The organism is Amycolatopsis sp. NPDC104863 (genome assembly GCF_055582965.1).
In genome coordinates this window covers 837,370-863,460 of record NZ_JBVJOW010000002.1, presented here as the reverse complement: position 1 = coordinate 863,460, position 26,091 = coordinate 837,370, and the positions used below count along the sequence as shown (strand labels likewise).

The window sequence follows — 26,091 nt, the reverse complement described above, 5'->3', positions numbered from 1 at the left end:
CCGCTGGCCGTCCTACGCTGTTGCTCCACTCCACACCTCGTTCAGTCGCAGCACCATCACCGGGATGGCCAGGCAGGCGATGCCGAGCACCGCCGTGCTCGACCGGCTCCGCTCGGCCAGCGCCCAGGCCGCGCCGACCGGCAGCACGACCAGGCTGCCGATCAGGTAGGCCAGGTAGGTCGCCAGGCTGCCGGGGCGGTCACCGCCGGCGAGCAGCACGATCCCGACCACGAGCTGGGCGACCAGCAGCAGTTCGAGGACCGCGAGCGCGACCAGGAGCGGGTTGTCGGGCAGCCGGTTGCGAGCCGACTGGACGAAGCTCCACAGCGCGACGAGCGTGGCCGCCACGGCGACCGTCACGGCGAATCCGAAGACCACCCGTTCCTCCTTCCGGTCCGCCGGCCGCCAACTTACTCCGTAGTACCGGTGGGGCCGTTCGCCGCGTGCCGCGGGCGTGGTGTGCGCCACGACGACGTCCATTGTGGACGCCTGAGGGGTCACCGGACGTGGCGATATCGAGAAAATTGATCACCAGGGTGGTCTTGATGGCATTCTGCCAATTCGGTGGTTTATTCCGGACCACCCTTGTGTGGACCTGCGGGAATGTCGTAAAAAGCTTCGTGTTACACCCCGACAGAGTGGTTGCCGGTCACGTCGGAATCACGCTGGGTTCGGCTACCGACTGGTAAGTGACCTTTTTGCCTACCTCGGATAGCCCAGTTGAACCCCCGGGTTGGCGGATTGGCCCAGGGCCGTTCGGCATGGGGGAATATTCCTCGTCCCGGAGCCGAGGCGCGCCGGGGGATCGCACCGGAGGGGTATCTCGGATGGACCTGCGCTACGAAGCATTTTGCTTCGCCGACCCGTTGTTCTACGACGAACAACAGGAAACCGGCGCGCTGGTCGACGATTACGCCACCGCGCTGCCGGCGCCGGAGACCGGATGGGTCACCGCCGACCGCGGCGTCTGGCGGGTGCTGCACCCCGAAGGCCGCGAACTTCCCGGCCAGGGCTGGAAAATCCACGTTTCCGCTGGTCTGGACAACGCTCGCCGCGTGCTCGTGCAGGTGCACGAGTATTGTCTCGAGTATCGGGTCGCCTACAAGCACCTGCGCTCGCCGCTCATCCTGCTCGCCCGGAACTCGAAATACGCACCCCGCGACGGCAGCGGGAAACTGATCACGATTTATCCGGCGAATGAAGACGAGCTCAAGTGTGTGCTGGACGACCTGTCGGTTCGCCTTGAAGGCGAGCACGGCGCCTATATCCTGAGCGACTTGCGCTACGGTGACGGCCCCCTGTACGTGCGCTACGGCGGATTCGCCGAGCAGTGGGTCGAACACGACGGCAACCGCGTCCTGGCAATCCGCAAGCCGGACGGGCGGCTGGTACCAGACAAGCGGGAACCGACGTTCTCCGTCCCCGAATGGGTGAAAATTCCGGCCTGTTTGCGCAGTAGCATCGCTGCGCGCAAGGCCGGTGACCCGAGCCAGTTCCCCTACCGGGTGACGAGCTCCCTGCACTTCTCGAACGGCGGCGGCGTCTACCTCGCCGACCCGAAGGCGGGCGGCGACCAGGTCGTGCTCAAGGAGGCCCGGCCCCACGCCGGCCTGGACCGCGCCCAGATCGACGCCGTCGCCCGGCTGCGCCGCGAGCACGAGGTGCTCGACGCGCTGGCCGGCGTCCCCGGCGTGCCCAGCGCCCTCGAGCACTTCACCGTCTGGGAACACCACTACCTCGCCATGGAGTACATGCCCGGCACGTCGCTCGGGAACTGGCTGGCCCGCAACTACCCGCTGACCAGGCGCGACACGACCGAAGCCGACCTGACCGCCTACGCCGCCCGCGCGCTGGCCGTGCTCGCGAAGGTCGAGGAGACGATCGAGGAGATCCACGCTCGCGGCTTCGTCTTCGGTGACCTGCACGCGCTGAACATCCTGATCGACGAGGACGACGAGAGCCGCGTCTCGCTGATCGACTTCGAGATGGCCGCGACCCTCGAGTCCGGCGAACGGCCCGCGCTCGGCGCGCCGGGCTTCCGGGCACCGGCCGACCGGACCGGCTTCGAGATCGACGAGCACGCTCTCGCGGCGCTTCGGCTGTGGATGTTCCTGCCGCTGTCCGCGCTGCTTGAGCTGGCACCGGCGAAACTGCGCGGCATCGCCGACTTCGTCGAGCGCCGGTTCGGCCTGCCGGAGGGGTACGCCGACGCCGCAGTCGCGGTGCTGGCTTCGCGTGAGGTGACCGCGGAGCCGGCACCGGTTCACACGGAGCTCGACCAGGAGAAACCGGACTGGCCGCTGGTCCGCAAGCAGATCGCCGAGGCGATCCTGGCCAGCGCGACCCCCGAGCGCCAGGACCGGCTGTTCCCCGGCGACATCGAGCAGTTCCGGGTCGGCGGCGCCTGCTTCGGAGTCGGCGCCGCGGGCGTGCTGCACGCCCTCGACGTCACCGGCGCCGGCCGGTTCCCCGAGCACGAGCGCTGGCTGATCGACTCGGTCCGCCGTGAACCGCCGACCCGGCCCGGGTTCTACGACGGCAGCTACGGCATCGCGTACGTGCTGGAGAACCTCGGTCACCACGACGAGGCGAGCCGGCTGCTGACGTCGTCGGCGCGGCTCGTCGAACAGACCACCGACCACGGGCTCGAGGGCGGGCTGGCCGGCATCGGACTGACCCAGCTGCACTTCGCCGCGGCCCGGCAGGACAACGAGTTCGGCCGGCAGGCGCTCTCCACCGCCGTCCGGCTGGCCGAGGCACTCGAGACGGCCGCGCCGCCGGGGAAGTTCGCCCGGGCCGGCCTGCTGTCCGGCTGGTCCGGTCCGGCGCTGCTGTTCATCCGGCTCTTCGAAGGCACCGGCGAGCCCGCATGGCTGGCCTTCGCCGACCAGGCGCTGCGTCGCGACCTCGAGGAATGCGTGCTCGCCGACGACGCGTCCCTGCAGGTCCGCGACGGCGCGACGCGCACTCTCCCGTACGCCGCGATCGGCAGCGCGGGGATCCTGCTGGTCGCCGAGCAGCTGGCTCGCCACCGCCCGGACGCCGTCGCCTGCGAAAGCCTGCCCGAGCTGCGCCAGTCGTGCCGCGGCGAGTTCGTGATCCACCCCGGCCTGCTCTACGGCCGGCTCGGGCTCGCGGTCGCCCTCGGCATGGGCGCCGAACCCGAGCAGCGCGTCCGCGAGGCGATCGACCTGCACCTGGCCCGGTTGGCCTGGTACGCGGTGCCGTTCCGCGGCGGGCTCGCCTTCCCCGGCAACCAGCTGCTGCGGCTGTCGATGGACGTCGCCACCGGCGGCGCGGGGATCCTCCTCGCACTCGCCGCCCTCCTGGACGGCAAGGAGGTGCTGCCCTTCCTGGGCAGCACGCCGTCCCCACACACCTCCGGTCGCTGACGACCGGCGGACACGAGAAACCGAGGAAAGGAACACCATGGAACTCGTTCTGGAGCTGCAGGCCCTGGAGACCCCCGAGGTGCTCAACGGCGGTCACGGCGGCGGGGGCGGCGCGCCGTCGAACCTGAGCCTGCTGGCCTCCTGCACCAACAGCACCCTCTCGCTGCTGACCTGCCACTGACCTGGCAAGTCCGCCGGCAAGTAGTGCCTAGGTGAACAGTGCGGGAGCGGCACAGGCCAAGTGCGCCGCTCCCGCACGTTCATTCTGGCCCCGGAACCGCCTCGGCGGTACCTCGTCCGAAGGAGTGAGATGCGCGGCTCCGCCGATCGGCTGCTGGCCCGGGTGGCCGGCCTCGATCGACCGAGGCTCGCCGCGATCATCGTCACGGCCCTGGTCGCCACCGCGGCCGGGCTGCTCCTCCCCAGCGCGCTCGCGGCCGCTGTCGACGCCGTCGTCGCCGGCCGCCCCAGCTGGCCCGAAGTCTCCTGGCTCCTGATCGTCGGCGGCGCGGAAATCGTCGCCGACGTCGTCGGGGGAATCCTCACCACCCGCGTGACCGCGACCGCGTCGGCTTGGCTGCGCCGTACGCTGACCGACAAACTCTTCGGCCTGGGCGCCCGATCCCGCTTCGCCGAGGGTGACGCGATCAGCCGCCTCACCGGTGACTGCGTCGGTGCCGGCGGCATCGTCACGATCGTCGTCCAGTGCGGCTCGATGCTGGTCATCGCCTCCGGCGCCGTCGTCCTGCTCGCCCTGCTGGACTGGCGGCTCGCGCTCGTGTTCCTCGGCAGCATCCCGTTCGCGTTGCTGCTCGCGCGAAGCCACCTCCGGAACACCGCCGACGACGTCCTTGCCTACCAACGGGTCTCCGGCGAACTCGCGGCCGGCATGGTCGACGCCGTCGCCGGCCTCCGGACGATCGCCGCGTCCGGTACCGCGGACCGCGAAGCCGAACGCGTGCTGCGCCCGCTCCCGAAGCTGGCCCTGGCCGGGATGGGCATCTGGCGCACCCAGGCCCGCATGGTCTGGCGCGCCGGCCTGCTGACGCCGGCGGTCGAGCTCGCCGTGCTGGCCGCGGCCGGGTTCGGCGTGCTCGCCGGCCGGCTCAGCGTCGGCGACGTCATCGCTGTGCTCGGTTACGTCGCGCTCGGCCTCGGGCTGGTCACGCAGATTCCGCTGCTCACGACGCTGTCGCGGGCGCGCGGCTGCGCCGAACGGCTCGTCGAGGTCCTCGACGAGCCCGCCCCCGTGCCCGGCAAGCTCCCGCTCCTGCCCGGCAACGGCACCCTCGACGTCCGTCACGTCGGAGTTACCGGCGCGCTCGCTGAGGTCGACCTGCGCGTCGACGGCGGCACCTTCCTCGCCGTCGTCGGCCGCTCGGGCGCGGGCAAGTCCGTGCTGGCCGGCGTGCTCGGCGGGCTGGTTCTGCCCGACGAGGGCCAGGTCCTGCTCGACGGCCGCCCGCTGCACCGGATCCGCCCCGAGGAGCTGCGCGCGGTCGTCGGCTACGCCTTCGAGCGGCCCGCGCTGCTCGGCACCACCGTCGCCGACGCCGTCGGCTACGGCTCCTGGGCCGGCGAGTCCGCGGTCCGCAGCGCTTGCCGGACCGCCCAGGTCGACGAGGTCGTCGTCCGGCTGCCCGAGGGTTACCGCACGCCGCTGACCGAGTCGCCCCTTTCCGGCGGTGAGGCCCAGCGCCTCGGGCTGGCCCGCGCGATCGTGCACAACCCGCGCGTCCTGATCTTTGACGACGCCACGGCGAGCCTCGACACGGTCACCGAGGCAGCCGTCGAGCGCGCGTTGGACGGCGTGCTCCCGGGCCGGACGCGTGTCGTCGTGACTCACCGCGCGGGCACGGCGGCTCGTGCGGACCTGGTGGTCTGGCTCGAGGAAGGCCGGATCCGCGCAGTGGCCCCGCACGCCGCGCTTTGGCAGGAACCGGGCTACCGGGGCGTCTTCACGGAGGACGACGAGTGAGCCTGCGCCGGTTGTACTGGTCCGCACTCGCCGGTCAATGGCGTGGCGGTGTTGTGCTGCTCGTGTGTTCGGTGCTCGAAGGACTCCCTGCTTTCTTCTCGGGACGGCTGGTCGAGCTGTCCGTGGACCGTGGCTTTTCGGTCGGCAACCCGGCGGTCGGCCTCGGCTGGCTGGCGCTGTTCGGGCTGGCGGCCGTGCTCGGCGCGTTCGGCTCGCGGATGGTGTGGCACCAGCTCGGCAAGGTGGTCGAACCCCTGCGCGACGCGCTCGTGACCGCCGTCGTCCGAGGTGTCCTGCACGACGACTCCCCGCCGCGCAACCAACCGGATTCCAGCGGGGTCGCCCGGATCACCCAGCACGTCGAGGTGGTCCGCGACGCGACCGCCGGCCTGCTGGTGCAGGCGCGCGGCATGCTGGTGACGACGGCCTCGGCGCTCGCCGGGCTCGTGACCGTCGCCGGCGCGCTGGTGGTGCCGGTCGCCGTGCCGGTGGTCGCTTCGTTGATCGTGTTCGCCTTCCTCCTTCCCTCGCTAGCTCGACGTCAGCGCGCGCTGGCGCTGGCCGACGAGCACACGGCCGCGACGGCCGGCGGGTCCCTGGCCGGGATGCGCGACATCGTGGCCTGCGGCGCCGAGCCGATCGCCTCGCTGGCGATGTACGACGCGGTCGACGCCCAGGCGGTGGCCGCGATCCGCGTGGCGCGCTCGAGCGCCCTCCGGTCGCTGGTGATCTCCCTCGGCGGGTTCGTCCCGTTGCTGCTCGCGCTGGCCCTGGCGCCGGGGATGGTGGCCCGCGGGGAGCTGACCGCGGGAGCCGCCCTCGGCGCGCTGGTCTACCTGGCCACGACGATGCAGCCGGCCCTGCGCGGGCTCGCGGCCACGGCCGGCACGGTCGTCCTGCGGCTGCTGGTCGCCCTCCGCCGGCTGGCGGAGACGGCCGAGCTGCCCATTACTTCCGAGGGCGCGGCGACGCCGCGCGGCACCGACATCCAGGTCCGCGGCCTGACGTTCGGCTGGGGCGCGACGGCCGAGCCCGTGGTCCGTGGTCTGGACCTGGGGCTGCGGCCGGGGGAGCACCTCGCCGTCGTCGGGCCGAGCGGGATCGGCAAGTCGACACTGGCCGGCTTGCTGACCGGGATGCTCACGCCGCAGGAGGGCCGGGTGCTACTGGGCGGCGTCCCGGTCCGGGACGTGCCCGCCGCGCTCCGGCACGAGCTCGTGGCGCTGATCCCGCAGGAGGCGTACGTCTTCGCGGGAACCGTGCGGGACAACGTCGGTCTCTTTGCCCCGTCAGCCCCGGACGGCGCACTCGTGGCCGCCGCGGACGCAGTGGGCGCGGGAGCGCTGCTGAGGCACCTGGGCGGCCTCGACGCCGAGATCGGTCATGGCGGCGAAGGCATCTCCGCGGGCGAAGCGCAGCTGCTCGCGCTAGCGAGGGTGTACGCCAGTTCGGCGAAGTTCGTGATCCTCGACGAGGCGACCTCCCATCTCGACCCGGTGTCGGAAGCCCGCGCGGAGCGGGCCTTCGCCGCTCGGGGTGGTGTTCTGGTGGTGATCGCGCACCGGCTTTCGTCCGCCCTGCGCGCGAACCGTGTCCTCGTCATGGACGGCCGGGAGACCGCAGTGGGCAGCCACGCCGATCTGATGGCGGGCTCAGCGCGCTACGCGGAGCTCATGCAGGCCTGGGCGACACCGGCGGCTCGGAAAGGAGCCACCGGTGCCACCGGGCCAGCGAGCGGCGGGCCGGCTGGTACCGCCGGACCGCCTACGGGCGGTGCGGTCGCGATCGTCGCCGGGGCGCCTTCCGGCGACTGACCGCGAGCACCGTCGCTTCGTCCTGTGGACGATGGTCCTCCCGGCCGTGGGCGGGGCGCCTTCCGCAAACGGCCGGGCGACCATCGTTCAGCTCTCTGCGCCAGTGGGTGTTCCTTCCCCGCGGGCGGGGCGCCTGCCGGCAACAAGGTCGGTCACCACTGTCGACCGCATGAAGCAGTGGGTTCGCGGCCGCCGACGCATGGCGGAACCGTTACCACTGCCGGGCTTCCTGCTCACTCGGTCCGCCGCAGACGCCGATCGACGCCTAGGCCGCCCTCCGCGCTGCGTGCGGATCCGGGTGAGCCGGTTGCCCATCCACTGTGGACCTTTGCACTGTATCGCCGTGGACGGCCCGCGAAAGGGGGTGATCCAAATCTGTGGACAACACGCCGATGTGCACGGCCCCTGTGGACAACTCAGGCTGATCGCCGCGTTCTGTCGGTGGCGTCGTGCATGATCGGAATCGCGGGAAGAACACGGCCCGGAACCGGCACCGTCAATAAGGAGGTGACCCGCCGGCGGTGCACGTCAACCGGGCTGCAGTGCTTCCAGTGCCTCGCGCAGCTTGCCGGAGAGCGGTGTCGGCCGGCGGGACTCGCGGTCGACGAAGACGTGCACGAAGTGCCCTTCGGCGACCAGGGACTCGTCGGCGGCGTACATGCCGATCTCGTAGCGCACGCTGGACTTCCCGAGGTGCGCCACGCGCAGTCCCACCCGCAGCGAACCAGGAAAGGACACCGATGAGTGATACCCGCAGTGCGACTCGACGCACAGCCCGATCACCTCCCCGGTCTCGATGTCGAGGCCGCCCTGCTCGATGAGCCACGTGTTGATCACGGTGTCCATCAGCGAGTAGTGCACCACGTTGTTGACGTGCCCGTAGACGTCGTTGTCCTTCCAGCGCAACGGAACCGTCTGCCAGTGCGGGTACCCGTTCACCACAGCGACACCGAGTCGCGGAGGATTGCGGAAAGGTCCTCCGTGGACGCCTCTCGGGGCGCCGTGGCCAGCAACCGCTGCTGCTTCAGGGTTCCTTCGACCAGGGAGTCCACATCGGACTCCTGGTAGCCGACGGCGCCGATGCCGTCCGGAATGCCGATCTGGCGCATCAGGTCGATCAGCACCGCGGGCAGGTGGTCGGCGAAGTCGCCAGGCCACTCGAAGTCGGGCGCCAGCAGGCGCGCGACGCGCAGGTGGCGGTCCGGCGCCGCGTCGAAGGTGAAGCGGAACGCGGCGGGCGCGGTCAGCGAGACGGCCATGCCGTGCGGCACCATGGGCTCTTCGCCCGGGTAGCCGTCCGGGTGGAAATCCCTGACCTGCCCGGCGATCGGGTACGCGTTGGCGTGCGGGATGTGCACGCCGGCGTTGCCGAACCCGAGTCCGGCGAACGTCGCGGCGAGGGCCATGGCTTCGCGGGCCTTGAGGTCGGAGCCGTCGCGCACCGCGGCGGGGAGGGCCCACGACAGCAGGCGCAGCGACTGCTCGGCGAACATGTCGGCCAACGGGTTCGCGCCGCAGTACGGCACGCGTTGCTCCGGGCGCTTGCGCTCGAACTCGGTGTACGGCTTGGCGGTGTAGCTCTCCGCGGCGTGGCAGAGGATGTCCATGCCACTCGCGGCGGTCACGCCGGCGGGCTGGCTCACGGTGAGCCGCGGGTCGACGACCGCGAGGGTCGGGCGCAGCCGCAGGTGGCTGATCCCGCTCTTGACGCGCAGGGACAGCACGTCCAGGACGCAGACCGTGGTGCTCTCCGAGCCGGTGCCGGTGGTGGTGGGGACCGCGACCAGCGGCTTCAGCGGGCGGCTCGGCGCGCGGCCGCCGCCGACCGGGGCGTTGACGTAGTCCATCAGCTCGCCGTCGTTGCTGGTGAGCAGGTTCGCCGCCTTGGCGGTGTCGATGGCCGACCCGCCACCGACGGCGACGAACGCGTCGTACGGGCCGGTGCCGCGGGCGAAGTCAACCGCCTTCTGCATGCTGACATCGGTGGGTTCGACGTGTACGCCGTCGAAGATCTCGGTCTCGATGCCGTAACCCGTGATGCCGTCGGCAATGCGGCGGGGCCAGCCGGTCGCGGCCACGCGCGGGTCGGTCACGACCAGCACGCGGCGGGCGCCGAACTGCGTGAGGTCGTAGCCGATCTCGTCGCTGGCTCCCGTGCCGTACTTCAACCCCGGTGCGCCATAAGTAAAAACTGTTTCACGTTCGGTCGCGGTCAAGCCTGCGTCCTCGCTCCCTTGATCGGCTGGCAGTCGGTCAAAGCGGACATTCGGTCCATCCTTGCCGGGTTTCGGCGAAGATCACTTGACTGCACTGAACGGTGCCCGCCTAAGCTCTCCTCATTAGATACCAACTGGGAGCGACCGTCGCCCAGACGGCCGTGCGGATCCTGACCGAGGCGCGTGTCCGCCGCGTGTACGCGGTGGTCGGTGAGTCCTTCCTGGAAGTTCTCGACGCCTTGCAGCGCGAGCGGGAGATCACCCTGGTCTCGGCGCGCCATGACGCGGGCGCGGCGTTCATGGCGGAGGCGGAGGGCAAGCTCACCGAGCGGCCCGCCGTGCTGCTCGCCAGCCGGGGGCCGAGCGCGGCGAGCCTGGCGATCGGCGTCCAGACGGCCTACCAGGACGAGACGCCGATGGTCGTGCTGCTGGAGACGCCGGCGACCGAGCCGATGGCGTCGTCCTCCGGTGAGCTGCCGACCGCGGACCTGACGGCGATGTTCGAGTCGATCGCCAAGTCGACCCTGCGGGTGACCGACCCGGACGGCCTGCCGGGGCTGCTGGCGCACGCGTTGACGACGTCGCAGGAGGGACGGCCGGGGCCGGTCGTGCTCGGCGTGCCCTGCGACATCTGGGGCATGCCCTACGACGCGGCGAAGCCGATGGCGCGGGTGCGGCCGCCGGCGTCCGGGACACTGGGCCGTTCGGCTGATGCCGTGGCGCAGCTGGTGGACGAGGCGAAGTACCCCGTGGTCATCGTCGGCGGGCGGGCGCGGTCCGCGCGGGACGAGCTGATCGCGGTCGCCGACGAGCTCGCGCTGCCCGTCTACAACGCCTTCCGGCGGCAGGACTCCTTCCCGGAGAACCACGCCCGCTACGCCGGGCACCTCGGGCTCGGCATCCCCGCCCGGCAGCTGGACGCCCTGGAACGGGCGGACCTCGTGCTCGCGCTCGGCACCCAGCTCGACGAGGTGACGACGCAGGCCTACCGCTATCCGACCGCCCAGCAGACGCTGGTCATGGTGGGGACGGGCATCGAAGTCAGCCCGCGGCGGCGGGGGCTGACCTTCCGTGTCGACTCCGAAGTGGAGCCGTTCCTGCGGGAGCTGCGGGAGGTGGCGTCGCCGCGGACGCGGCGGGCTTCGGCGGCGAACGCGGCCGTCCACACCTTCATGACGCCGCCCGACACGAGCGGGAACACGCGTGTCCACCCAGTGGACGTCGTGCGGGCGCTGCGGAAGCTGGCGCCCGAGGACACCATCGTCACCAGCGATGCCGGCAACTTCGCCCAGTTCATGCACCGCTACTGGTGCTTCACGGCGCCGCGCAGCCAGCTCGGGCCGAGCAACGCCGCCATGGGGTACGCCGTTCCGGCGGCCGTCGCGGCGAAACTGGCCGAACCGCGGCGGACCGTGGTAGCCATGGTGGGAGACGCCGGGACGCTGATGACCGGCCAGGAGATCGAAACGGCCGTCCGGTACCGGGCGCCGGTGATGGTGGTGGTGTTCCAGAACGGCGTTCACGGGGCGCTCGCGATGCACCAGGCGCGCGCGCAGGGCCGGCTGTCCGGGGTTTCCATCCCGTTGACCGACTTCGCTTCGTGGGCGCGTGGGCTCGGCGCGGCCGGGTACACGGTGGACGATCGTGAAGAGCTCGAGCCGATCATCGCCAGTGCGCTGGTGCGGCAGCGGCCGTGCGTCATCGACGTGCGCACCGACCCCGATGTCGTGACCCCGGACGTGCGGCTTTCGGCCCTGCTCGGTCAAGCGCGCCCGCAACCTCCCGCCCAGTAAAGGGTTTGGCGGCCGACACGCGCGGAAAACGCCGGGAATGTCGTGTGGTAGCACGGCCTTGGCTCAGGTAGCCTGACGGTGTTCCGGTGGTGGTTCGCCGCTGAACCTTTCCCGGCCGGGTCCCGGCGGGAGACAACCGGTTTCTGTCGGTGCCGCATGGCACCATCACGGTCATGACCCGCGCCGAAGCGGGCAGGGAACGAGGGGAGTTTCGACGTGACCGATCACCAGCACGCATCCGAACCAGCGCGGAAGTCCTCGGGCGTCGTACCGGTGCTGTTCAGCGCCAGCGCGGAGGCGCACGACGACGCCGTGGTCGCGGCCGAACGCGACACGACCTGGCGTTCGCCGTTCATCACGGAGGGGCTGCGCCCGGCGAGTGGCGAATAGCTCACCCCGCTTGGGTGAAGACCGCTTGTCCGCCCAGGTCAAGGTGTGCTTTACTGCTGTCGGTCTCGATTTTTGTGTTCGTGTTGAGTCACGCTCGCAGAATTCAGCGGGCGTAGTGTCTCCTCGCCGAGGAAGCAAACCGTCCTGGTGGTGACCCGGGACGCCGAAGTGGCTTCCTGTTTTGTTGTTACACATGGAGATTTTTGATGACTCAGGGCACTGTGAAGTGGTTCAACTCCGAGAAGGGGTTCGGCTTCATCACCCCCGACAACGGTGGCGGCGACGTCTTCGTTCACTACAGCGAGATCCAGGGTAGCGGCTTCAAGAGCCTCGAGGAGAACGCTCGCGTCGAGTTCGAGATCGGCCAGGGCCAGAAGGGCCCGCAGGCCACGTCGGTCACCGTGATCTGACTTTGATCTTGAAAAAGGGCCGTCACCCGTACGGGGTGGCGGCCCTTTTCGTAAACTCCGCTCCATGATCGAGCACGGCTACACCGTCTCCGGGATGAGCTGCGGACACTGCGCCCAGTCCGTCACCGAGGAAATCACCGCGGTGCCCGGAGTGACCGAAGTGGACATCGACGTCGCGGCCGGCAGGGTCGTCGTGCGCGCCGAAACCGCGTTGGCGGAAGACGATGTCCGCGCCGCGGTCGAAGAGGCGGGCTACACCTTCGAAGGCGCCGTCGACCTCGTCTCGTAGCCGGCTGCCGGGGCTCGGCCCCGGTTGGTTCTTCTCCGGCCGTGCGGCGTTCGTCTCCAGGATGGACAGTCCACTGGAGATCAACCGCGCCCCTGTGATCTTCGACGCTCTCGGCGCGCGCCCACCGCTATGACCTCGTACGGCGCTGTGTGCCGGTGAGTGCAACGCCCTGCAACCCTTCCCTTCGCGGCCGTCCGCGGAGTCTCCTGTCCTCCGGTGAAGTATCGGGAGGTCAGGTGGGAGAAACGGTGGCGGGGATCGTCGCGAATCCGGCTTCGGGGCGGGACATCCGCCGGCTGGTCGCGCAGGCGTCGGTGTTCCCCACCGCGGAGAAGGCGAACATGGTCCAGCGGCTGCTGGCGGCGTTCGCCGTGACCGGGCTCGACCGCGCCCTCGTCTCGACCGATCTCGGTGGGATCTCCGCCGCGGTCCTGCGCGCCCTGGGCCGGGGTGGCGCCTGGCCGAAGGTCGACTTCTGCGAAGACGACCCGATCACCGGCACCGCCGCCGACACGACGAATGCGGTGCGCCGGATGGTCGAAGCGGGCGCCGGCGTCATCGTGGTCCTCGGTGGGGACGGGACCGCCCGGGTCGCCGCCGCGGCCTGCGAAGACGTGCCGATCCTCGCCCTCTCGACCGGGACCAACAACGCCTTCCCGCAGATGCGGGAGGCGACCGTCGCCGGGCTGGCCGCCGGGCTGATCGCCACCGGCCAGGTCGACCCCGACCTCGTCACCCACCGCGTCAGCGTGCTCGAGGTCGTCACCAAAGCCCGCCGTGAGATCGCGCTCGTCGACGTCTGCGTGTCGCTGAGCAGGCACATCGGGGCTCGGGCGCTGTGGGACCCGGCGTCGCTCACCGAGCTGTACTGCACCTTCGCCGAGCCGGACGGCATCGGCCTCTCCAGCGTGCCCGGCCAGCTCTGCCCGAGCCCGCGGTCGAGCCCGGACGGCGTCGCGCTGCAGCTCGGGCCGGTCGGGGAGACGCCGTACGTCGTGCAGGCGCCGATCGCGCCCGGGCTGGTGCGGCCCGTCGGGGTGCGCGGGTGGGGTGTCCTCAAACCCGGGGTGCGGGTCGAGCTGGCCGCGGCCGGCGGCGTCATCGCGCTCGACGGGGAACGCGAACTCGAGCTGAAGACCGGGGAGAGCGCGTTCGTGGAGCTCAAGCCGGACGGGCCGTGGTGCGTCGACGTCCGGGCGGCGATGGCGGAAGCGGCGAGGAAAGGGCTGTTGCGCACGGAAACCGATCAAGGGAAGGAGCGTCGAAGATGACGGACACCCTGCGGGAGGCGTATCGCGTGATGCGCACCATCCGTGCCTTCGAAGAGCGCGTGCACGAGGAGTTCGCGACCGGCGAAATCCCGGGGTTCGTGCACCTGTACGCCGGTGAGGAAGCCTCGGCCACCGGCGTCTGCCTCCACCTCGACGACCGGGACACGATCGCCGCAAGCCACCGCGGCCACGGCATCGCCAAGGGTGTCGACGTCAAGGGCATGATGGCCGAGATCTACGGCCGCCGGACCGGGTCGTGCCACGGCAAGGGCGGCTCGATGCACATCGCCGACCTCGCGAAGGGCCTGCTCGGCGCGAACGGCATCGTCGGCGGGGGCCCGCCGCTCATCTGCGGCACCGCGCTCGCCGCGAAACAGCAGAACACCGGAGGTGTCGGAGTCGCCTTCTTCGGCGACGGCGCCGGCAACCAGGGGACGACGCTGGAGGCGCTGAACCTCGCGTCCGTCTGGAACCTGCCCGCGATCTTCGTCGCGGAGAACAACGGTTACGCCGAAGCGACGTCGAGCTCCTGGTCCGTTGCGTCGGACAACATCGCCGACCGGGCCGCCGGCTTCGGTGTGCCCGGGGTGATCGTCGACGGGCTCGACTTCTTCGCCGTGCACGAGGCTGCGGGCGAAGCCGTCCAACGCGCGCGCGACGGCGGCGGTCCGACGCTGATCGAGGTCAAGTTCACCCGCTGCTCCGGGCGCTTCGAAGGGGACCTCGACTGCCTCAAGCGGTTCCGGGACCAGGTCACCGACAGCGGTGAGCTGCCCGGACCGGTCCTCGACGACCTCGACGCCGAAATCGCGAAGCTGATCGAAGACGCCGTCACCGAGGCGAAGGCCGCGCCGAAACCCACGAAGGAAGACCTCGAGACCGACGTCTACCTGACTTACTGAGAAGGGCGCGTCATGGCCAGGACGATCAGCTATCGCGAGGCCATCAACGAGGCGCTCGCGCAGGAGATGGCCCGGGACGAGTCGGTCATCGTGCTGGGCGAGGACAACGCCGGCAGACCCGGGGACGACGGCCGGGGCGGTGTCCTCGGCGTCACCCAAGGCCTGTTCGACCGGTTCCCCGGCCGGGTGCTCGAGACGCCTGTCTCGGAGTCGGCGTTCGTCGGCGCGGCGATCGGCGCCGCGACGCGGGGGCAGCGGCCCGTCGCGGGACTGATGTTCATCGACTTCATGGGTGTCTGCTTCGACCAGATCTTCAACCAGGCCGCCAAGTTCCGGTACATGTTCGGCGGCAACGCGCGCACGCCGGTCGTGATCCGCACGATGTACGGTGCCGGGCTGCGGGCCGCGGCGCAGCATTCGCAGTGCCTGTACCCGATCTTCACGCACGTCCCCGGGCTGAAGGTCGTGGTGCCGTCGAGCCCGTACGAGGCGAAAGGCCTGCTGGTCCAGTCGATCCGGGACGACGACCCGGTGATCTTCTGCGAGCACAAGGCGCTCTACGACACCAGCGGCGAGGTGCCCGAGGACAGCTACACGATCCCGTTCGGCGAGGCGAACGTCGTCCGCGAGGGCGGTGACGTCACGATCGTCGCCTTCGGGCGCATGGTCGCGGTCGCCAAAACAGCGGCTGACGAGCTGGCCTGCGCCGGGATCGAGGCCGAGGTCATCGACCCGCGCACCACCAGCCCGCTCGACACCGGAACGATCCTGGCGAGCGTCCGGACCACCGGACGGCTGGTCGTCGTCGACGAGGCGTCGCCCCGTTGCAACCTCGCCACGGACATCTCCGCGCTCGTCGCCAAGGAGGCGTTCGGCGCCCTGCGCGCCCCGATCGAGATGGTGACGCCGCCGCACACGCCGGTCCCGTTCTCGGACGCGCTCGAGGACCTCTACATCCCGGACGCGCAGAAGGTGCTCAACGCGGCGAAGTCGGTTGTGGAGTACCGGCGATGATCCGGCACGTCACACGCATCGACGCAGCTCTAACGCTGTCCACAGTGGACGTCTCGGTGCGCGCGGTGGGCGTCGCGACCACGGGCTGACCTCCGGCGTGCTTGCCACCACCTTCCGATCACCGGAGCGAAAAGGCAGACTGAGGAGGCGGAGCGCAAGGAGCGGCGGTTGGGGCAGCAGAACCTCGAGGCAGCGTTGCCGGCCGGGGCGGACCCTCGGCGGTATGCGCGCGTCCTCACGCAGGTGCACGAGGCAGCACTCGCCGGGAAAACCCTGCCCACGCGCCCGCGCGCGGTCATCGGCGCGTCCTGGGAGCGGATGCGCCGCCTCGGCCTGGACCCGGACAGCCGCGCCGCCGCGCCCGTCCTGACCTTCGAAGAGCTGGAGACGCGCCGCCGGACCAGCCGGCTGGCCGAGGCGCTGCCGACCCTGCGCGGCGGCCTGATCAGCCTCGCCGAACAGGCTTCGCACATCATGGTGATCGTCGACGCCGGTGGCACCGTGCTCTGGCGCGACGGCAGCGCCGCGGTCCGCCGCCGCGCCGACGGGCTCGGGTTCGTCGAAGGCGCCGACTGGCAGGAAGAAGCCGTCGGAACCAACGCGATCGGCACCGCTCTCGTCACCCGCCGCCCGGTGCAGGTCTACTCCGCCGAGCACTACGTCCGCGCGCAGCACTCCTGGACGTGCGCCGCCGCGCCGCTGCACGATCCTCGTGACGGCTCGCTGCTCGGCATCGTCGACCTCTCCGGCCCCGCCTCGACCGTGCACGCGACGACGTTGGCGCTGGTCGACGCCGTGACGCGGCTCGCCGAGGCGCAGCTGCGCACCGCCCACCTCAGTGAGCTGGAACGGCTGCGGGGCTTCGCCATCCCGGTGCTCGCGAAGGTCGGCGGGCGGGCCGTCGTGGCCGACGACCACGGCTGGGTCGCGGCCGCCGCCGGGCTCGCGCCAATCGACCGGATCGCGCTGCCCGCCGATCTCGCCCCGGGCGGGGTCTGGCTGCCGGCGTACGGCAACTGCGCGGTCGAGCCGGTGCCCGGCGGCTGGCTCATCCGGGTCGTCGAGCACGGGGCCGCCCCGGCCACCCGGGTCGTCCTCGACGTCCGTTCGCCACGTCAGCCCGAGCTGACCGTCGCCGGCGCGTCCGGGACGTGGACGCACCGGCTCAGCCCGCGCCACGCCGAGATGCTGTACGTGCTGGCCAGCCGGCGTGACGGCCGCTCGGCGTCCGAACTGGCGCTCGACCTGTTCGGCGACCCCGGCCGCACGGTCACCGTCCGCGCCGAGATGTCCCGGCTGCGGCGCCACTTCGGCGGCATCCTCGGCGCGAAGCCGTACCGGTTCGCCGACGACGTCGAGGTGCTGGTCCGGCGGCCGCCGGACCCCGAAGCGGTGCTGCCGCACTCGCTCGCCCCGGCCATCCGCGGCTGAGCCGCCCGCGCGGGGAAGATGGGGGTGTGCCGAAACGTCCCGCGCTGCCGGACACCATCGCGCCGAGCTGGCTCGTCGTGCAGCTGCTCGGCACGCTCTTCTTCGCCGCGACGCTGCTGACGGCGCGCGAGCCGGACCCGTGGATCTGGACGTGTTACGGCGTCTCGAGCGCATGCTGGCTCGGGTTCGTCGTGTTCGCCTCGCGGGCGCCGAAGACCGCGGCCGTGCTGCTCGCCGTGGCGGGCACGCTGCCGGCGGTGATCGTCGGCTGGGCGGGGGACTCCTCGGCGATCGTGCTGTCCGTCATCGCGCTCGGCCGGCTCGCGACGCTCACCTCGGTCGGGGTCGCCGCGATCCTCGGGATCGGCCTGCTCGACATCGTGCTCGCGGCCGGCTCGCACCTGGTCGCCGGGCAGTCCCTCGCCGACGCGTTCTCCGACGCCGGCGTGATGCTGCTGCTCGTGCTGGTCGGGCTCAACCGGCGCCAGTACGAGGTCCAGGCGCTGCAGGCCGAGGCGCTGCTCGAACAGACCCGCGTCGCGCAGGCCGAGCACGCGCGGGCCGCCGCGCTCGACGAACGCACGAGGATCGCCCGCGAGCTGCACGACGTCCTGGCGCATTCCTTGGGAGCACTGGGGGTCCAACTCGAGCTCGCCGAAGCGCTGCTCGAAGAACGGTCCGATGTGGACGGTGCGCTCAAGTCCGTCCGGCGGTCGCGCCGGCTCGCCGCCGACGGGCTCGTCGAAGCGCGCAACGCCGTCACCGCGCTGCGCCGGGACGTTCTGCCACTCGCCGACGCGCTCGCCGCGACCGCTACCACGCACGCCCGTGACCACCGCGTCGCCGTGTCCTTCGACGCGGACGGCGAACCCCGGCCGCTGCCGTCCGCGGTGGTCGTCGCGCTGGTCGGCATCGCGCGCGAAGCACTGACGAACGCCGGAAAACACGCGCCGGGCGAAGAAATCCGGATGCGGCTGACCTACGAACCGGACGCCGTCCGGCTCGACGTCCGCAACAAGCTGGGCGAATTCACTCGGACAGGTGAAGGTTTCGGCCTGGCCGGGATGCGCGAGCGGCTCGCCCTCGCCGGTGGCACGCTGAGTTCGGGGCCGGAAGACGGCTACTGGCGCGTGCTCGCGGAGGTGCGGAGTTGATCAGGGTGGTCGTGGCCGACGACCAGCAGTCGGTGCGCGAAGGGCTCGTCGCGCTGCTCGGCCTGCTCGACGACGTCGACGTCGTCGCTTCGGCGGGCAACGGCCGCGAAGCCGTCGACGTCCTCACCGCCTGCCCCGCCGACGTCGTGCTGATGGACCTGCGCATGCCGGAGCTCGACGGCGTCGCCGCGACCCGGCTGATCCGGCGCGACCACCCCGGCACCGCCGTTGTCGTCCTGACGACGTACGCCGACGACGCGTCGATCGCGGACGCGCTGCGTGCCGGCGCCCGCGGTTACCTGACGAAGAACTCCGGACGCGCCGAGATCGCCGCCGCGCTCCGGTCCGCGGCGGCCGGGCAGGCCATCTTCACCGGCGAGGTCTCCGACCGGCTCGTCGCCGCGCTCGGAACCTGGTCCGTGTCCGGCGAGAAGCCGCCGGACGGCCTGACCGCCCGCGAAGCCGAAGTCCTCACGCTGGTCGCGCGCGGCCTGACCAACCCGGAGATCGCGACCGAGCTCTACATCGGCGAAGCCACGGTCAAAACGCACATCAACAACACCTTCGCGAAGATCGGCGCCCGGCACCGCGCGGAGGCCGTCAGGTACGCGTTGACGCACCGCCTCTGAGATCACGTGCTGATGACGGCGGGCGGTGCCGGTGGCTGCGCGCACGGCGACTCGGCTACCTTCTGCGAGTACAGCTTTCGGGGAGGAATCGGGGATGACCAGCACTGCGACGGCCCCGGGTCCCACGGCGCCCGCGCCGGGACCCCCGCCGTCGCCACCGGAAGGCCGCGACCGCGCCGGGGGCCGCAGCGGCCTGCTGGGCCTGCTGGACCTGCCGGGGCAGGGGGTGCGCGCGATCGTCCGGTCCGCCGCGACCACCCCCGGCCGGCTCACCGTGATCGCCGTCGGGCTGGTGCTGCTGGCCCTGGTCGCCGGGCTGGTCGCGACGCTGTCGGTGCAGGACCGCGACAACACGATCAGCGGGGTCATCGACCACCGCGAGCCCCTCGCCGCCGCTTCGCAGCAGGTCTACCGCTCACTCTCCGACGCCGACGCGACCGCCGCGAGCGCGTTCCTTTCGATCGGCACCGAACCGCCCGAGCTCCGCCAGCGCTACGAGCGTGACATCGCCGAAGCGGGCGCCGCGCTCGCGAAGGCGGCTTCGGACGCTTCGGACGTCGCCGACGCGGCCGGTCCGGTCGACGTGCTGAACCAGCAGCTGCCCGTCTACACCGGGCTCGTCGAGACGGCGCGCGCGAACAACCGCCTCGGCTACCCGGTCGGCGCGTCGTATCTGCGCGAGGCGTCCGAACTGATGCGCGCGAAGATCCTTCCCGCCGCGCAGGACCTCTACCGCGTCGACACCGCGCGGCTCGTCGAAGAACAGGACAGCGCCACCGGATTCCCGTGGCTCGCCACGATCCTGATGGTCGCGCTGCTCGCCGCGCTCGTCGTCGCGCAGGTCTACCTGACCCGCCGCACCAACCGGTTGCTCAACGTCGGGCTCGTCGTCGCGACGGCGGCCGTCGTGGTGTCGCTGCTGTGGGGCGCGGTCGCGCTGATCTTCCAGGGCGCGCTCGTCGGCAGCGGGCAGGACGACGGATCCCACCGCGTCGACGTCCTGGTCCGCGCGCGGATCGCCGCGCTGCAGGCCCGCGCCGACGAAACGCTCACCCTGGTCGCCCGCGGTGACGGCGCGGCGTACGAGCGGGACTTCGGCACCAACGCGGCCCAGCTGCTGGGTCCCGACGGCCAGGCCGGCCTGCTCGGCGAGGCCCGCGGCCTGATCACCGACGGCGAAGGCGCCGCGAAGGTCGCCGACGCGACGAAGGCCGCGAACGACTGGCTGAAGGCCCACGCGCAGGTGCGCGCCCAGGACAACGGCGGGCTGTACCAGGAAGCCGTCGACGCCGCCGTGCTGGAGAGCAAGGACGGCGGCTCGGCGCCGGCGTTCCGGCGGCTCGACGACAGCCTCCAGGCCGCGATCGACGTCGGCCGGCAGCAGTTCCTCGACGACACCCACAACGGCGACCGCGCGCTGACGTTCCTCGCGCCCGGCCTCGCCGTGCTGGCCATCGTCGCCGCGGCGGGTGTCACCATGGGGGTCCGGGAGCGACTGAGGGAGTACCGGTGAGCAGGCGGGGGAACACGGTCCGGGCGGGTGTGCTGGCGGTCGTCGCACTGCTGGCGGCGTCCTGCGGCAGTCCCGGGCAGCCGGTCGACCCGGCGCCGGTGAGCAACGCCGCCTGGCCGCAGCCCGCGCACGTCGGCGGGCCGGACGCGAGCGCCGGCGGGGGCACCGACACCAGCTGCAACCCGCTGGCCAGCCTGTCGCCGAGCAGCACGAACGTCCCCGACAGCTCGACCATGGGCGAGATCAAGCGCCGCGGGAAGCTGATCGCCGGGGTCGACCAGACCACCTACCTCTTCGGCTTCCGCAACCCCACCACGGGCAACCTCGAGGGCTTCGACATCGACATGGTGAACCAGATCGCGCGCGCGATCTTCGGCTCACCGGACGGCCACGTCCAGTTCCGCGCGATCACGTCGGGCCAGCGCGAGGAGGTCCTGGAGAAGCACCAGGTCGACATCGTGGTCCGGACCTTCAGCATCACCTGCTCGCGGAAGAAGAACGTCCAGTTCTCGTCCGTCTACTACAAGGCGGGGCAGCGGATCCTGGTCACCAAGGAGTCCAACGTCACCAAGCTGGCCGACCTGAGCGGCAAGAAGGTGTGCGCGGCGAAGAAGTCGACGTCCGCGGCGAAGATCGCGACGGACCCCGCGAAGCCGGTGCCGGTCTCGGTGGACAACTGGTCGGACTGCCTGGTGATGCTCCAGCAGGGCCAGGTCGACGCCGTGTCGACCGACGACACGATCCTCGCCGGCATGGCCGCGCAGGACCCGGCGCTGCAGGTCGTCGGCGACCAGTTCTCCGAGGAGAACTACGGCATCGGCGTGCCGAAGGACAACGAGGACATGGTCCGCTTCGTCAACGCCGTGCTCGAAAACGTCCGCACCGGGGGCGCCTGGCAGGACAGCTACCGCAAGTGGGTGGAGCCCTCGCTGGGCCCGGCGTCCCCGCCGTCGGCGCAGTACCAGTGAGCCGGTCGCGACTAGGATCGATCTCCGCACGCCGGGGATCTGGGAGGTAGCAGTGTCGGAGGAGCCGCGCCGTCCTCGGCACGCCGCGCCGGACGACGAGCAGCAGGTGGCCACGCCGAGCTGGCAGCCGCCACCGCCGGTGCGGTGGGAGACCCCGGAGCCGTCGATCTCCGGCCGCCTCGACGACGCCGAGCCGGGCCAGGAGACCGTCTTCCACGCGCCCGTGCGCCGCCCGCCGACCCCGCCGCGCGGCCAGCAGGCGCCCCCGCGCGGGCCGGTCCCGGGCGCGGACGACCCGACCCGGCCGCCGGGCAGCTTCCAGCCCGTCGCGCCGCCCACGCAGGCCGTCCGCCCGGACCCGAACGCGCCGCAGCCGACGAGCGTGCTCGCCGCGCCCGCGCCGGAGACCCAGAGCATCATGCCGCCGGCGCCCCGGCCGGAGACCGGCCCGGGCCTGCCGCTGCCGGACCCCGGCACCGAAAGCGTGCTGCCCGAGCGCCCCAGCGAAGGCCGCCACACCGGCACCGGGACGGGCACGGGCAGCGGGAGCGGTTCGGGCTCCGGGCCCGGCGCGTTCCCCGGCACTTCGCGGCGGACGTCGTCACGCAGCACGCGCTCGCGTCGCGGCCGGCTCGGCGCCGGGCTGGTCGACGTCCCGCCGGTGCCCGCGCGCGACCCCGCGTCGGCGGTGCTGGCGAACCCGATGGTGTCGGAGGAAAAGCGCTTCTGCAGCAAGTGTTCCGCCAAGGTCGGCCGGAGCGCGGACGGAAAACCCGGTGCGGCGGAAGGAAAGTGCGACAACTGCGGCACGTCGTTCTCCTTCCTGCCCAAGCTGCAGCCGCACGAGCTGGTCGGCGGCCAGTACGAAGTGCTCGGCGCGCTCGCCTACGGCGGGCTCGGCTGGATCTACCTGGCGCAGGACCACAACGTCAGCGACCGCTGGGTCGTCCTCAAAGGACTGATCGACTCCGGTGACCCGACGGCGCTGGCCGCCGCGGCCAACGAACAGCGGTTCCTGGCCGAGGTCGAGCACCCCAACATCGTCAAGATCCACAACTTCGTGCAGCACCCGGACCGCCAGAGCGAGACGACCGTCGGCTACATCGTGATGGAGTACGTCGGCGGCCAGTCGCTGCGGCAGCTGGCCCTCGCGCACCACCGCGAAAGCCGCCGCCCCGAGCCGCTGCCGATCGGCCAGGTCATCGCGTACGGGCTGGAGATCCTGCCCGCCATGGGCTACCTGCACAGCCAGGGGATGCTCTACTGCGACCTCAAGCCGGACAACGTGATCCAGACCAACGAGCAGCTGAAGCTGATCGACCTGGGCGCCGTCCGCCGGCTCGACGACTACGAAAGCCCGCTGTTCTTCACCACCGGGTACAGCGCGCCGGAACTGGCGACCCAGGGCGCGTCGATCGCGTCGGACCTGTTCACCGTCGGGCGCACGCTCGCCGTGCTGAGCTTCGAGTTCACCGGCTACACCACCAAGTTCAAGACGACCCTGCCCAGCCCGGACGCGGTCCCGCTGTTCGCGCTGTTCGGCTCGTACTACCGGTTCCTGCGCCGCGCGACGCACACCGACCCCGACCGCCGGTTCCTCTCCGCGGAGGAGATGTCCGACCAGCTCACCGGCGTGCTGCGCGAGATCATGGCGCTCGGCACCGGCAAGCCGCGGCCCGGCGCGTCCACGGTGTTCGGCCCGGAGAGCCGCACGTTCGGCGTCCAGCTCGTGGTGCCGGAGGCCGGCGCCAGCGTGCCGCTGCCCGGGGCGGCCGAAGTGGTCGCCGGCCTGCCGATCCCGCAGGTCGACACCGACGACCCGGCGGCGGGCGTGCTCGCCACCACCACCGCGCTCGACCCGCGCGGCGCCATCGAAGCCCTCGCCGGCGCGCCGCGGGAGTCGATCGAGGTGCGGCTGCGGATCGTGCGCGCCCGGATCGAGCTGGGCGAGCTGTCCGAAGCGCAGCGGCAGCTGCAGGCGGCGCAGTACCTGGCCATCAAGAACGGCTTCCCGCACGACTGGCGGATCGACTGGTACCGCGGCCTGATCGAGCTGGCCGGCGGCCGCTCCCGCGTCGCGCACGTCGCGTTCGAAGCCGTGTACGACGACCTGCCGGGCGAAGTCGCGCCGAAGCTGGCGCTGGCGATCAGCGCCGAAGGCGTCGGCGACTACTTCGCCGCCGCGCGGTTCTACGAGCTGGTCTGGCGGACCGACCGGAACTACGTCAGCGCCGCCTTCGGCCTCGCCCGCGTCTACCTCGCGCAGGGCGCGCGGGCGAGCGCGGTCGAGGTGCTCGAGACCGTGCCGCCGTCTTCGACCCACTACGTCGACGCCCAGGTCGCGGCCATCAAGATCAAGACGACGGCGACCAAGGCGAACGGCCGGGAGACCCCGGTCACCGAGCACGACCTGCTCGACGCGTCGGCCCGGCTCGAGCGGCTCGGCCTCGACGTCGAGCGTCAGACCCGGCTCAGCGCCGGAGTGCTCGAAGCCGCGTACGAGTGGCTTCGCGGGCCCAAGCAGAGCGCCCCGACGCAGGGCGCGCGCGTGCTGGGGTGCTCACTCGAGGAGCGTGAGCTGCGGTTCGGGCTGGAGCGGTGCTACCGCGCCCTGGCGCGGCTGGCGGCGACGATCGAGCAGCGCGTCGAGCTGGTCGACCGCGCGAACGCGATCCGGCCGCGCACGCTCACGTGAGCGTGCGCGTCAGGGGTTGATCTCCCAGTCGCCGCGCTGCCGCTGGTTCTTCTCGTGCTGCTCGGCCAGCTTCTCCAGCGCCTGCGGGTCGCCGTGCGTGCTGAAGTGCTCGAAGCCGACGACGATGAACAGCGCCCGGGCGCTCACCGCGATCGGGCCGTCTTCGGCGTCGAGCCGGCCGTCGGCGCTGACGTAGATCTTGCGGCCCGCGATGCCGTCGAGTCGGGCCTCGATGAACAGCGTCGAGCCGACCGGCACCGGACGGCGGAAGTCCGTCTCGAGCTTGCCGGTCACCGCCGGACGGCGCATCAGGTTGCCGACCGTCGAGCCGAGCGCCTCGTCGAACGCGCAGGCCAGCAGGCCGCCGTGGGCCAGCCCCGGCGCGCCCTGGTGCGCCGCGGTCACGGTGAACCGCGAGTGGATCACCTGGCCCTCGCCGACGGTCGAGCGCAGGTGCAGCCCGGCGTCGGCCTCGTCACCGCACCCGAAGCACTCGCCGAAGTGCACCCCGAGCTCGGTGCCCGGCGCCGGCGCCTTGGGGTGCGGGACCGCCGGCTCGACGGCCACCGGCGGCCAGGGTTGAGAAACACGACTCATGCGCTGACGTTAACTCGCCGGTAGACCCCGCCCGCGCGCGACCCGCGGCGTATGCAGGCAACGTATACCTCTCAGTAGCCGGAAAGTTCCCCACCGTAGAAGTTTTCCGGTTCAGGCTGCCGAGCTCCGGCGCCCGGGCAAGACTGGGTTGATGAGCTCGAACGGCCCAGTGGGCACTGCACGGAGGAGGTCGTCGCCGGCATGAGCGAACCTGGAGCAACGACGAGCAAGCCGCCAGCGGACGAAAGAACCGTCAAGCGCGCCGTGTGGGCGTCGGCCATGGGCAACGCCACCGAATGGTACGACTACGGCGTCTTCACCTCGGGCGCGATCGCCGTCAGCATCGGCTCGGAGTTCTTCCCGGGCGAGGGCAACGCCGTGCTGAAGTCGCTGGCGCTGCTCGCGGTCGGGTTCATCGTGCGGCCGTTCGGCGGGGCGTTCTTCGGACCGCTCGGCGACAAGATCGGGCGCAAGAAGGTCCTCGCCATCACCATCCTGCTGATGTCGGGCTGCACCTTCCTGGTCGGCGTCCTGCCGACGTACTCCGGTGGGTACAGCATGGGCATCGCGGCGCCGATCGCGATCCTGCTGCTGCGGATCATCCAGGGCTTCTCCACCGGTGGTGAGTACGGCGGGGCGGCGACGTTCATCGCCGAGTACTCCCCGACGAAGCGCCGTGGCTTCTTCGGCAGCTTCCTCGAGCTCGGCACCCTGGCCGGCTACGTGCTCGGCAACCTCGTGGTGCTCTCCGTGACGCTCTCCCTGTCGGCCGACCAGGTCGACGCCTGGGGCTGGCGGATCCCGTTCTTCGTCGCGCTGCCGCTCGGCCTCGTGGGGCTCTACCTGCGGAACAAGCTCGAGGACACCCCCGAGTTCCGCCGGATGGAAGCCGCCGGCCACAAGCCGCACAAGGCGCCGCTCAAGGAGATCTTCACCCGCAACTGGCGGATGATCCTCAACCTGATCGGCATCGTCCTGCTGCTGAACGTCGCGGACTACCTGCTGCTGACCACGATGCCGACGTACTTCACCGAGACGCTGAAGATCAACGACAACACCTCGACGCTGATCATCATCGCGGTCGAAGTGCTCCAGATGGCGATCATCATCCCGCTGGGCGCGCTGTCCGACAAGATCGGCCGGAAGCCGCTGCTGCTCACCGCGGCCATCGGGTTCCTCGTGCTGAGCTGGCCGTCGCTCAAGCTGATGCAGTCCGGCAGCATCTTCTGGCTGTTCGTCGGGTTCCTGATCGTGGCGATCCTGCTGGTGCTGATGCTCGCCGTGATCGGCTCGACGTTCCCGGCGATGTTCCCGACCCGCGTCCGGTACGGCTCGTTCGCGATCGGCTACAACGTCTCGACGTCGCTGTTCGGCGGCACCTGCGGTGTCATCGTGACGGCGTTGATCCAGAGCACCGGCAACCCGGACTGGCCGGCGTACTACCTGATGGCGGCCGCGCTGATCGCGATCATCCCGATCATCAAGATCCCGGAGACGTCCCAGGTGCCGATGGACCAGATCGAGACCGAGGGCAGCGGCGGCAAGCTGACTTCCGCGGGCGCTCAGCGCTGAGCTTCCGCCGGGAACACGAGTGCCCCGTCCGGATCACCGGGCGGGGCACTCGTGCGTCGCAGG

At 71.3% G+C, this 26,091-nt stretch carries 22 protein-coding genes; 18 read left to right on the top strand and 4 right to left on the bottom strand.

Going from position 1 to position 26,091, the window contains the following annotated elements:
- Positions 1 to 12: 12 nt before the first annotated feature.
- Positions 13 to 378: a hypothetical protein gene (locus tag ACZ63J_RS13720; protein WP_465313820.1), complete on the bottom strand. Its 366-nt coding sequence runs from the start codon at positions 376 to 378 to the stop codon at positions 13 to 15.
- A gap of 449 nt (positions 379 to 827) precedes the next feature.
- Here ACZ63J_RS13720 and lanKC point away from each other — a divergent pair, with 449 nt between their 5' ends.
- The 4 genes from lanKC (at position 828) to ACZ63J_RS13700 (ending at position 7,184) form a co-directional block, all read left to right on the top strand.
- Positions 828 to 3,392 carry a class III lanthionine synthetase LanKC gene (gene lanKC, locus ACZ63J_RS13715; protein WP_465400759.1) on the top strand — a complete coding sequence of 855 codons (2,565 nt, stop codon included), beginning with the start codon at positions 828 to 830 and terminating at the stop codon, positions 3,390 to 3,392.
- A 37-nt stretch (positions 3,393 to 3,429) separates the two neighbouring features.
- Positions 3,430 to 3,573 carry a SapB/AmfS family lanthipeptide gene (locus tag ACZ63J_RS13710; RefSeq protein ID WP_155548626.1) on the top strand — a complete coding sequence of 48 codons (144 nt, stop codon included), beginning with the start codon at positions 3,430 to 3,432 and terminating at the stop codon, positions 3,571 to 3,573.
- Positions 3,574 to 3,702: 129 nt separating this feature from the next.
- Positions 3,703 to 5,370: an ABC transporter ATP-binding protein gene (locus ACZ63J_RS13705; protein WP_465400758.1), complete on the top strand. Its 1,668-nt coding sequence runs from the start codon at positions 3,703 to 3,705 to the stop codon at positions 5,368 to 5,370.
- Entirely contained in the window at positions 5,367 to 7,184 is a 1,818-nt protein-coding gene (locus ACZ63J_RS13700; RefSeq protein WP_465400757.1) for an ATP-binding cassette domain-containing protein, read from the top strand. Before ACZ63J_RS13705 ends, ACZ63J_RS13700 begins: the two co-directional genes overlap by 4 nt.
- Positions 7,185 to 7,712: 528 nt before the next feature.
- Here the strand turns inward: ACZ63J_RS13700 and ACZ63J_RS13695 are convergent.
- Complete coding sequence (locus tag ACZ63J_RS13695; protein WP_465341790.1) at positions 7,713 to 8,126, bottom strand: acyl-CoA thioesterase; 414 nt, start codon at positions 8,124 to 8,126, stop codon at positions 7,713 to 7,715.
- Positions 8,120 to 9,400, bottom strand: coding sequence for a hydroxyacid-oxoacid transhydrogenase (locus tag ACZ63J_RS13690; RefSeq protein WP_465400756.1), 1,281 nt, complete (start codon positions 9,398 to 9,400; stop codon positions 8,120 to 8,122). The genes ACZ63J_RS13695 and ACZ63J_RS13690 overlap by 7 nt, the downstream gene beginning before the upstream one ends.
- Positions 9,401 to 9,534: 134 nt before the next feature.
- Between ACZ63J_RS13690 and ACZ63J_RS13685 the strand changes: the two genes are divergently transcribed.
- From ACZ63J_RS13685 to ACZ63J_RS13625, 13 genes are all read left to right on the top strand, one after another.
- Positions 9,535 to 11,193, top strand: coding sequence for a thiamine pyrophosphate-binding protein (locus ACZ63J_RS13685; RefSeq protein ID WP_465401004.1), 1,659 nt, complete (start codon positions 9,535 to 9,537; stop codon positions 11,191 to 11,193).
- Between the two features lie 216 nt (positions 11,194 to 11,409).
- Entirely contained in the window at positions 11,410 to 11,583 is a 174-nt protein-coding gene (locus ACZ63J_RS13680; protein WP_465400755.1) for a hypothetical protein, read from the top strand.
- 206 nt (positions 11,584 to 11,789) lie between these two features.
- Positions 11,790 to 11,993: a cold-shock protein gene (locus ACZ63J_RS13675; protein WP_086855961.1), complete on the top strand. Its 204-nt coding sequence runs from the start codon at positions 11,790 to 11,792 to the stop codon at positions 11,991 to 11,993.
- 64 nt (positions 11,994 to 12,057) lie between these two features.
- Complete coding sequence (locus ACZ63J_RS13670; protein ID WP_465341794.1) at positions 12,058 to 12,282, top strand: heavy-metal-associated domain-containing protein; 225 nt, start codon at positions 12,058 to 12,060, stop codon at positions 12,280 to 12,282.
- A gap of 236 nt (positions 12,283 to 12,518) precedes the next feature.
- Positions 12,519 to 13,553 (top strand): ATP-NAD kinase family protein, encoded by a 1,035-nt coding sequence (locus tag ACZ63J_RS13665; protein ID WP_465400754.1) that lies wholly within the window; start codon positions 12,519 to 12,521, stop codon positions 13,551 to 13,553.
- On the top strand, positions 13,550 to 14,455 hold the full coding sequence (locus ACZ63J_RS13660) for a thiamine pyrophosphate-dependent dehydrogenase E1 component subunit alpha (RefSeq protein ID WP_465400753.1): 906 nt from the start codon (positions 13,550 to 13,552) through the stop codon (positions 14,453 to 14,455). The genes ACZ63J_RS13665 and ACZ63J_RS13660 overlap by 4 nt, the downstream gene beginning before the upstream one ends.
- Positions 14,456 to 14,467: 12 nt before the next feature.
- A complete protein-coding gene (locus ACZ63J_RS13655; protein WP_465400752.1) occupies positions 14,468 to 15,469 on the top strand; it encodes an alpha-ketoacid dehydrogenase subunit beta in 1,002 nt (333 codons plus the stop codon).
- 168 nt (positions 15,470 to 15,637) lie between these two features.
- Positions 15,638 to 16,900, top strand: coding sequence for a GAF domain-containing protein (locus ACZ63J_RS13650; RefSeq protein WP_465400751.1), 1,263 nt, complete (start codon positions 15,638 to 15,640; stop codon positions 16,898 to 16,900).
- A gap of 26 nt (positions 16,901 to 16,926) precedes the next feature.
- Positions 16,927 to 18,054 (top strand): sensor histidine kinase, encoded by a 1,128-nt coding sequence (locus tag ACZ63J_RS13645; RefSeq protein WP_465400750.1) that lies wholly within the window; start codon positions 16,927 to 16,929, stop codon positions 18,052 to 18,054.
- On the top strand, positions 18,051 to 18,683 hold the full coding sequence (locus tag ACZ63J_RS13640) for a response regulator transcription factor (protein ID WP_465400749.1): 633 nt from the start codon (positions 18,051 to 18,053) through the stop codon (positions 18,681 to 18,683). Before ACZ63J_RS13645 ends, ACZ63J_RS13640 begins: the two co-directional genes overlap by 4 nt.
- A gap of 94 nt (positions 18,684 to 18,777) precedes the next feature.
- A complete protein-coding gene (locus tag ACZ63J_RS13635) occupies positions 18,778 to 20,196 on the top strand; it encodes a hypothetical protein (RefSeq protein WP_465313744.1) in 1,419 nt (472 codons plus the stop codon).
- Positions 20,193 to 21,164 carry a glutamate ABC transporter substrate-binding protein gene (locus ACZ63J_RS13630; protein WP_465400748.1) on the top strand — a complete coding sequence of 324 codons (972 nt, stop codon included), beginning with the start codon at positions 20,193 to 20,195 and terminating at the stop codon, positions 21,162 to 21,164. Before ACZ63J_RS13635 ends, ACZ63J_RS13630 begins: the two co-directional genes overlap by 4 nt.
- Before the next feature lie 52 nt (positions 21,165 to 21,216).
- Positions 21,217 to 23,859, top strand: coding sequence for a serine/threonine-protein kinase (locus ACZ63J_RS13625; protein WP_465400747.1), 2,643 nt, complete (start codon positions 21,217 to 21,219; stop codon positions 23,857 to 23,859).
- 9 nt (positions 23,860 to 23,868) lie between these two features.
- On the opposite strand, the gene ACZ63J_RS13620 is transcribed toward ACZ63J_RS13625, so the two are convergent.
- Positions 23,869 to 24,456, bottom strand: coding sequence for a PaaI family thioesterase (locus ACZ63J_RS13620; protein WP_465341809.1), 588 nt, complete (start codon positions 24,454 to 24,456; stop codon positions 23,869 to 23,871).
- Positions 24,457 to 24,657: 201 nt separating this feature from the next.
- Between ACZ63J_RS13620 and ACZ63J_RS13615 the strand changes: the two genes are divergently transcribed.
- The gene (locus ACZ63J_RS13615) at positions 24,658 to 26,028 is read left to right on the top strand and encodes an MFS transporter (RefSeq protein WP_465313748.1); all 1,371 of its coding nucleotides are present in this window, start codon (positions 24,658 to 24,660) and stop codon (positions 26,026 to 26,028) included.
- Positions 26,029 to 26,091: the final 63 nt, after the last annotated feature.

What these genes read in the sequence shown, in the direction of transcription:
- lanKC (WP_465400759.1), top strand. Translation starts at nt 828, where the DNA reads ATGGACCTGCGCTACGAAGCATTTTGCTTCGCCGACCCGTTGTTCTAC.
- ACZ63J_RS13710 (WP_155548626.1), top strand. Translation starts at nt 3,430, where the DNA reads ATGGAACTCGTTCTGGAGCTGCAGGCCCTGGAGACCCCCGAGGTGCTC.
- ACZ63J_RS13705 (WP_465400758.1), top strand. Translation starts at nt 3,703, where the DNA reads ATGCGCGGCTCCGCCGATCGGCTGCTGGCCCGGGTGGCCGGCCTCGAT.
- ACZ63J_RS13675 (WP_086855961.1), top strand. Translation starts at nt 11,790, where the DNA reads ATGACTCAGGGCACTGTGAAGTGGTTCAACTCCGAGAAGGGGTTCGGC.
- ACZ63J_RS13670 (WP_465341794.1), top strand. Translation starts at nt 12,058, where the DNA reads ATGATCGAGCACGGCTACACCGTCTCCGGGATGAGCTGCGGACACTGC.
- ACZ63J_RS13660 (WP_465400753.1), top strand. Translation starts at nt 13,550, where the DNA reads ATGACGGACACCCTGCGGGAGGCGTATCGCGTGATGCGCACCATCCGT.
- ACZ63J_RS13655 (WP_465400752.1), top strand. Translation starts at nt 14,468, where the DNA reads ATGGCCAGGACGATCAGCTATCGCGAGGCCATCAACGAGGCGCTCGCG.
- ACZ63J_RS13635 (WP_465313744.1), top strand. Translation starts at nt 18,778, where the DNA reads ATGACCAGCACTGCGACGGCCCCGGGTCCCACGGCGCCCGCGCCGGGA.
- ACZ63J_RS13620 (WP_465341809.1), bottom strand. Translation starts at nt 24,456, where the DNA reads ATGAGTCGTGTTTCTCAACCCTGGCCGCCGGTGGCCGTCGAGCCGGCG.
- ACZ63J_RS13615 (WP_465313748.1), top strand. Translation starts at nt 24,658, where the DNA reads ATGAGCGAACCTGGAGCAACGACGAGCAAGCCGCCAGCGGACGAAAGA.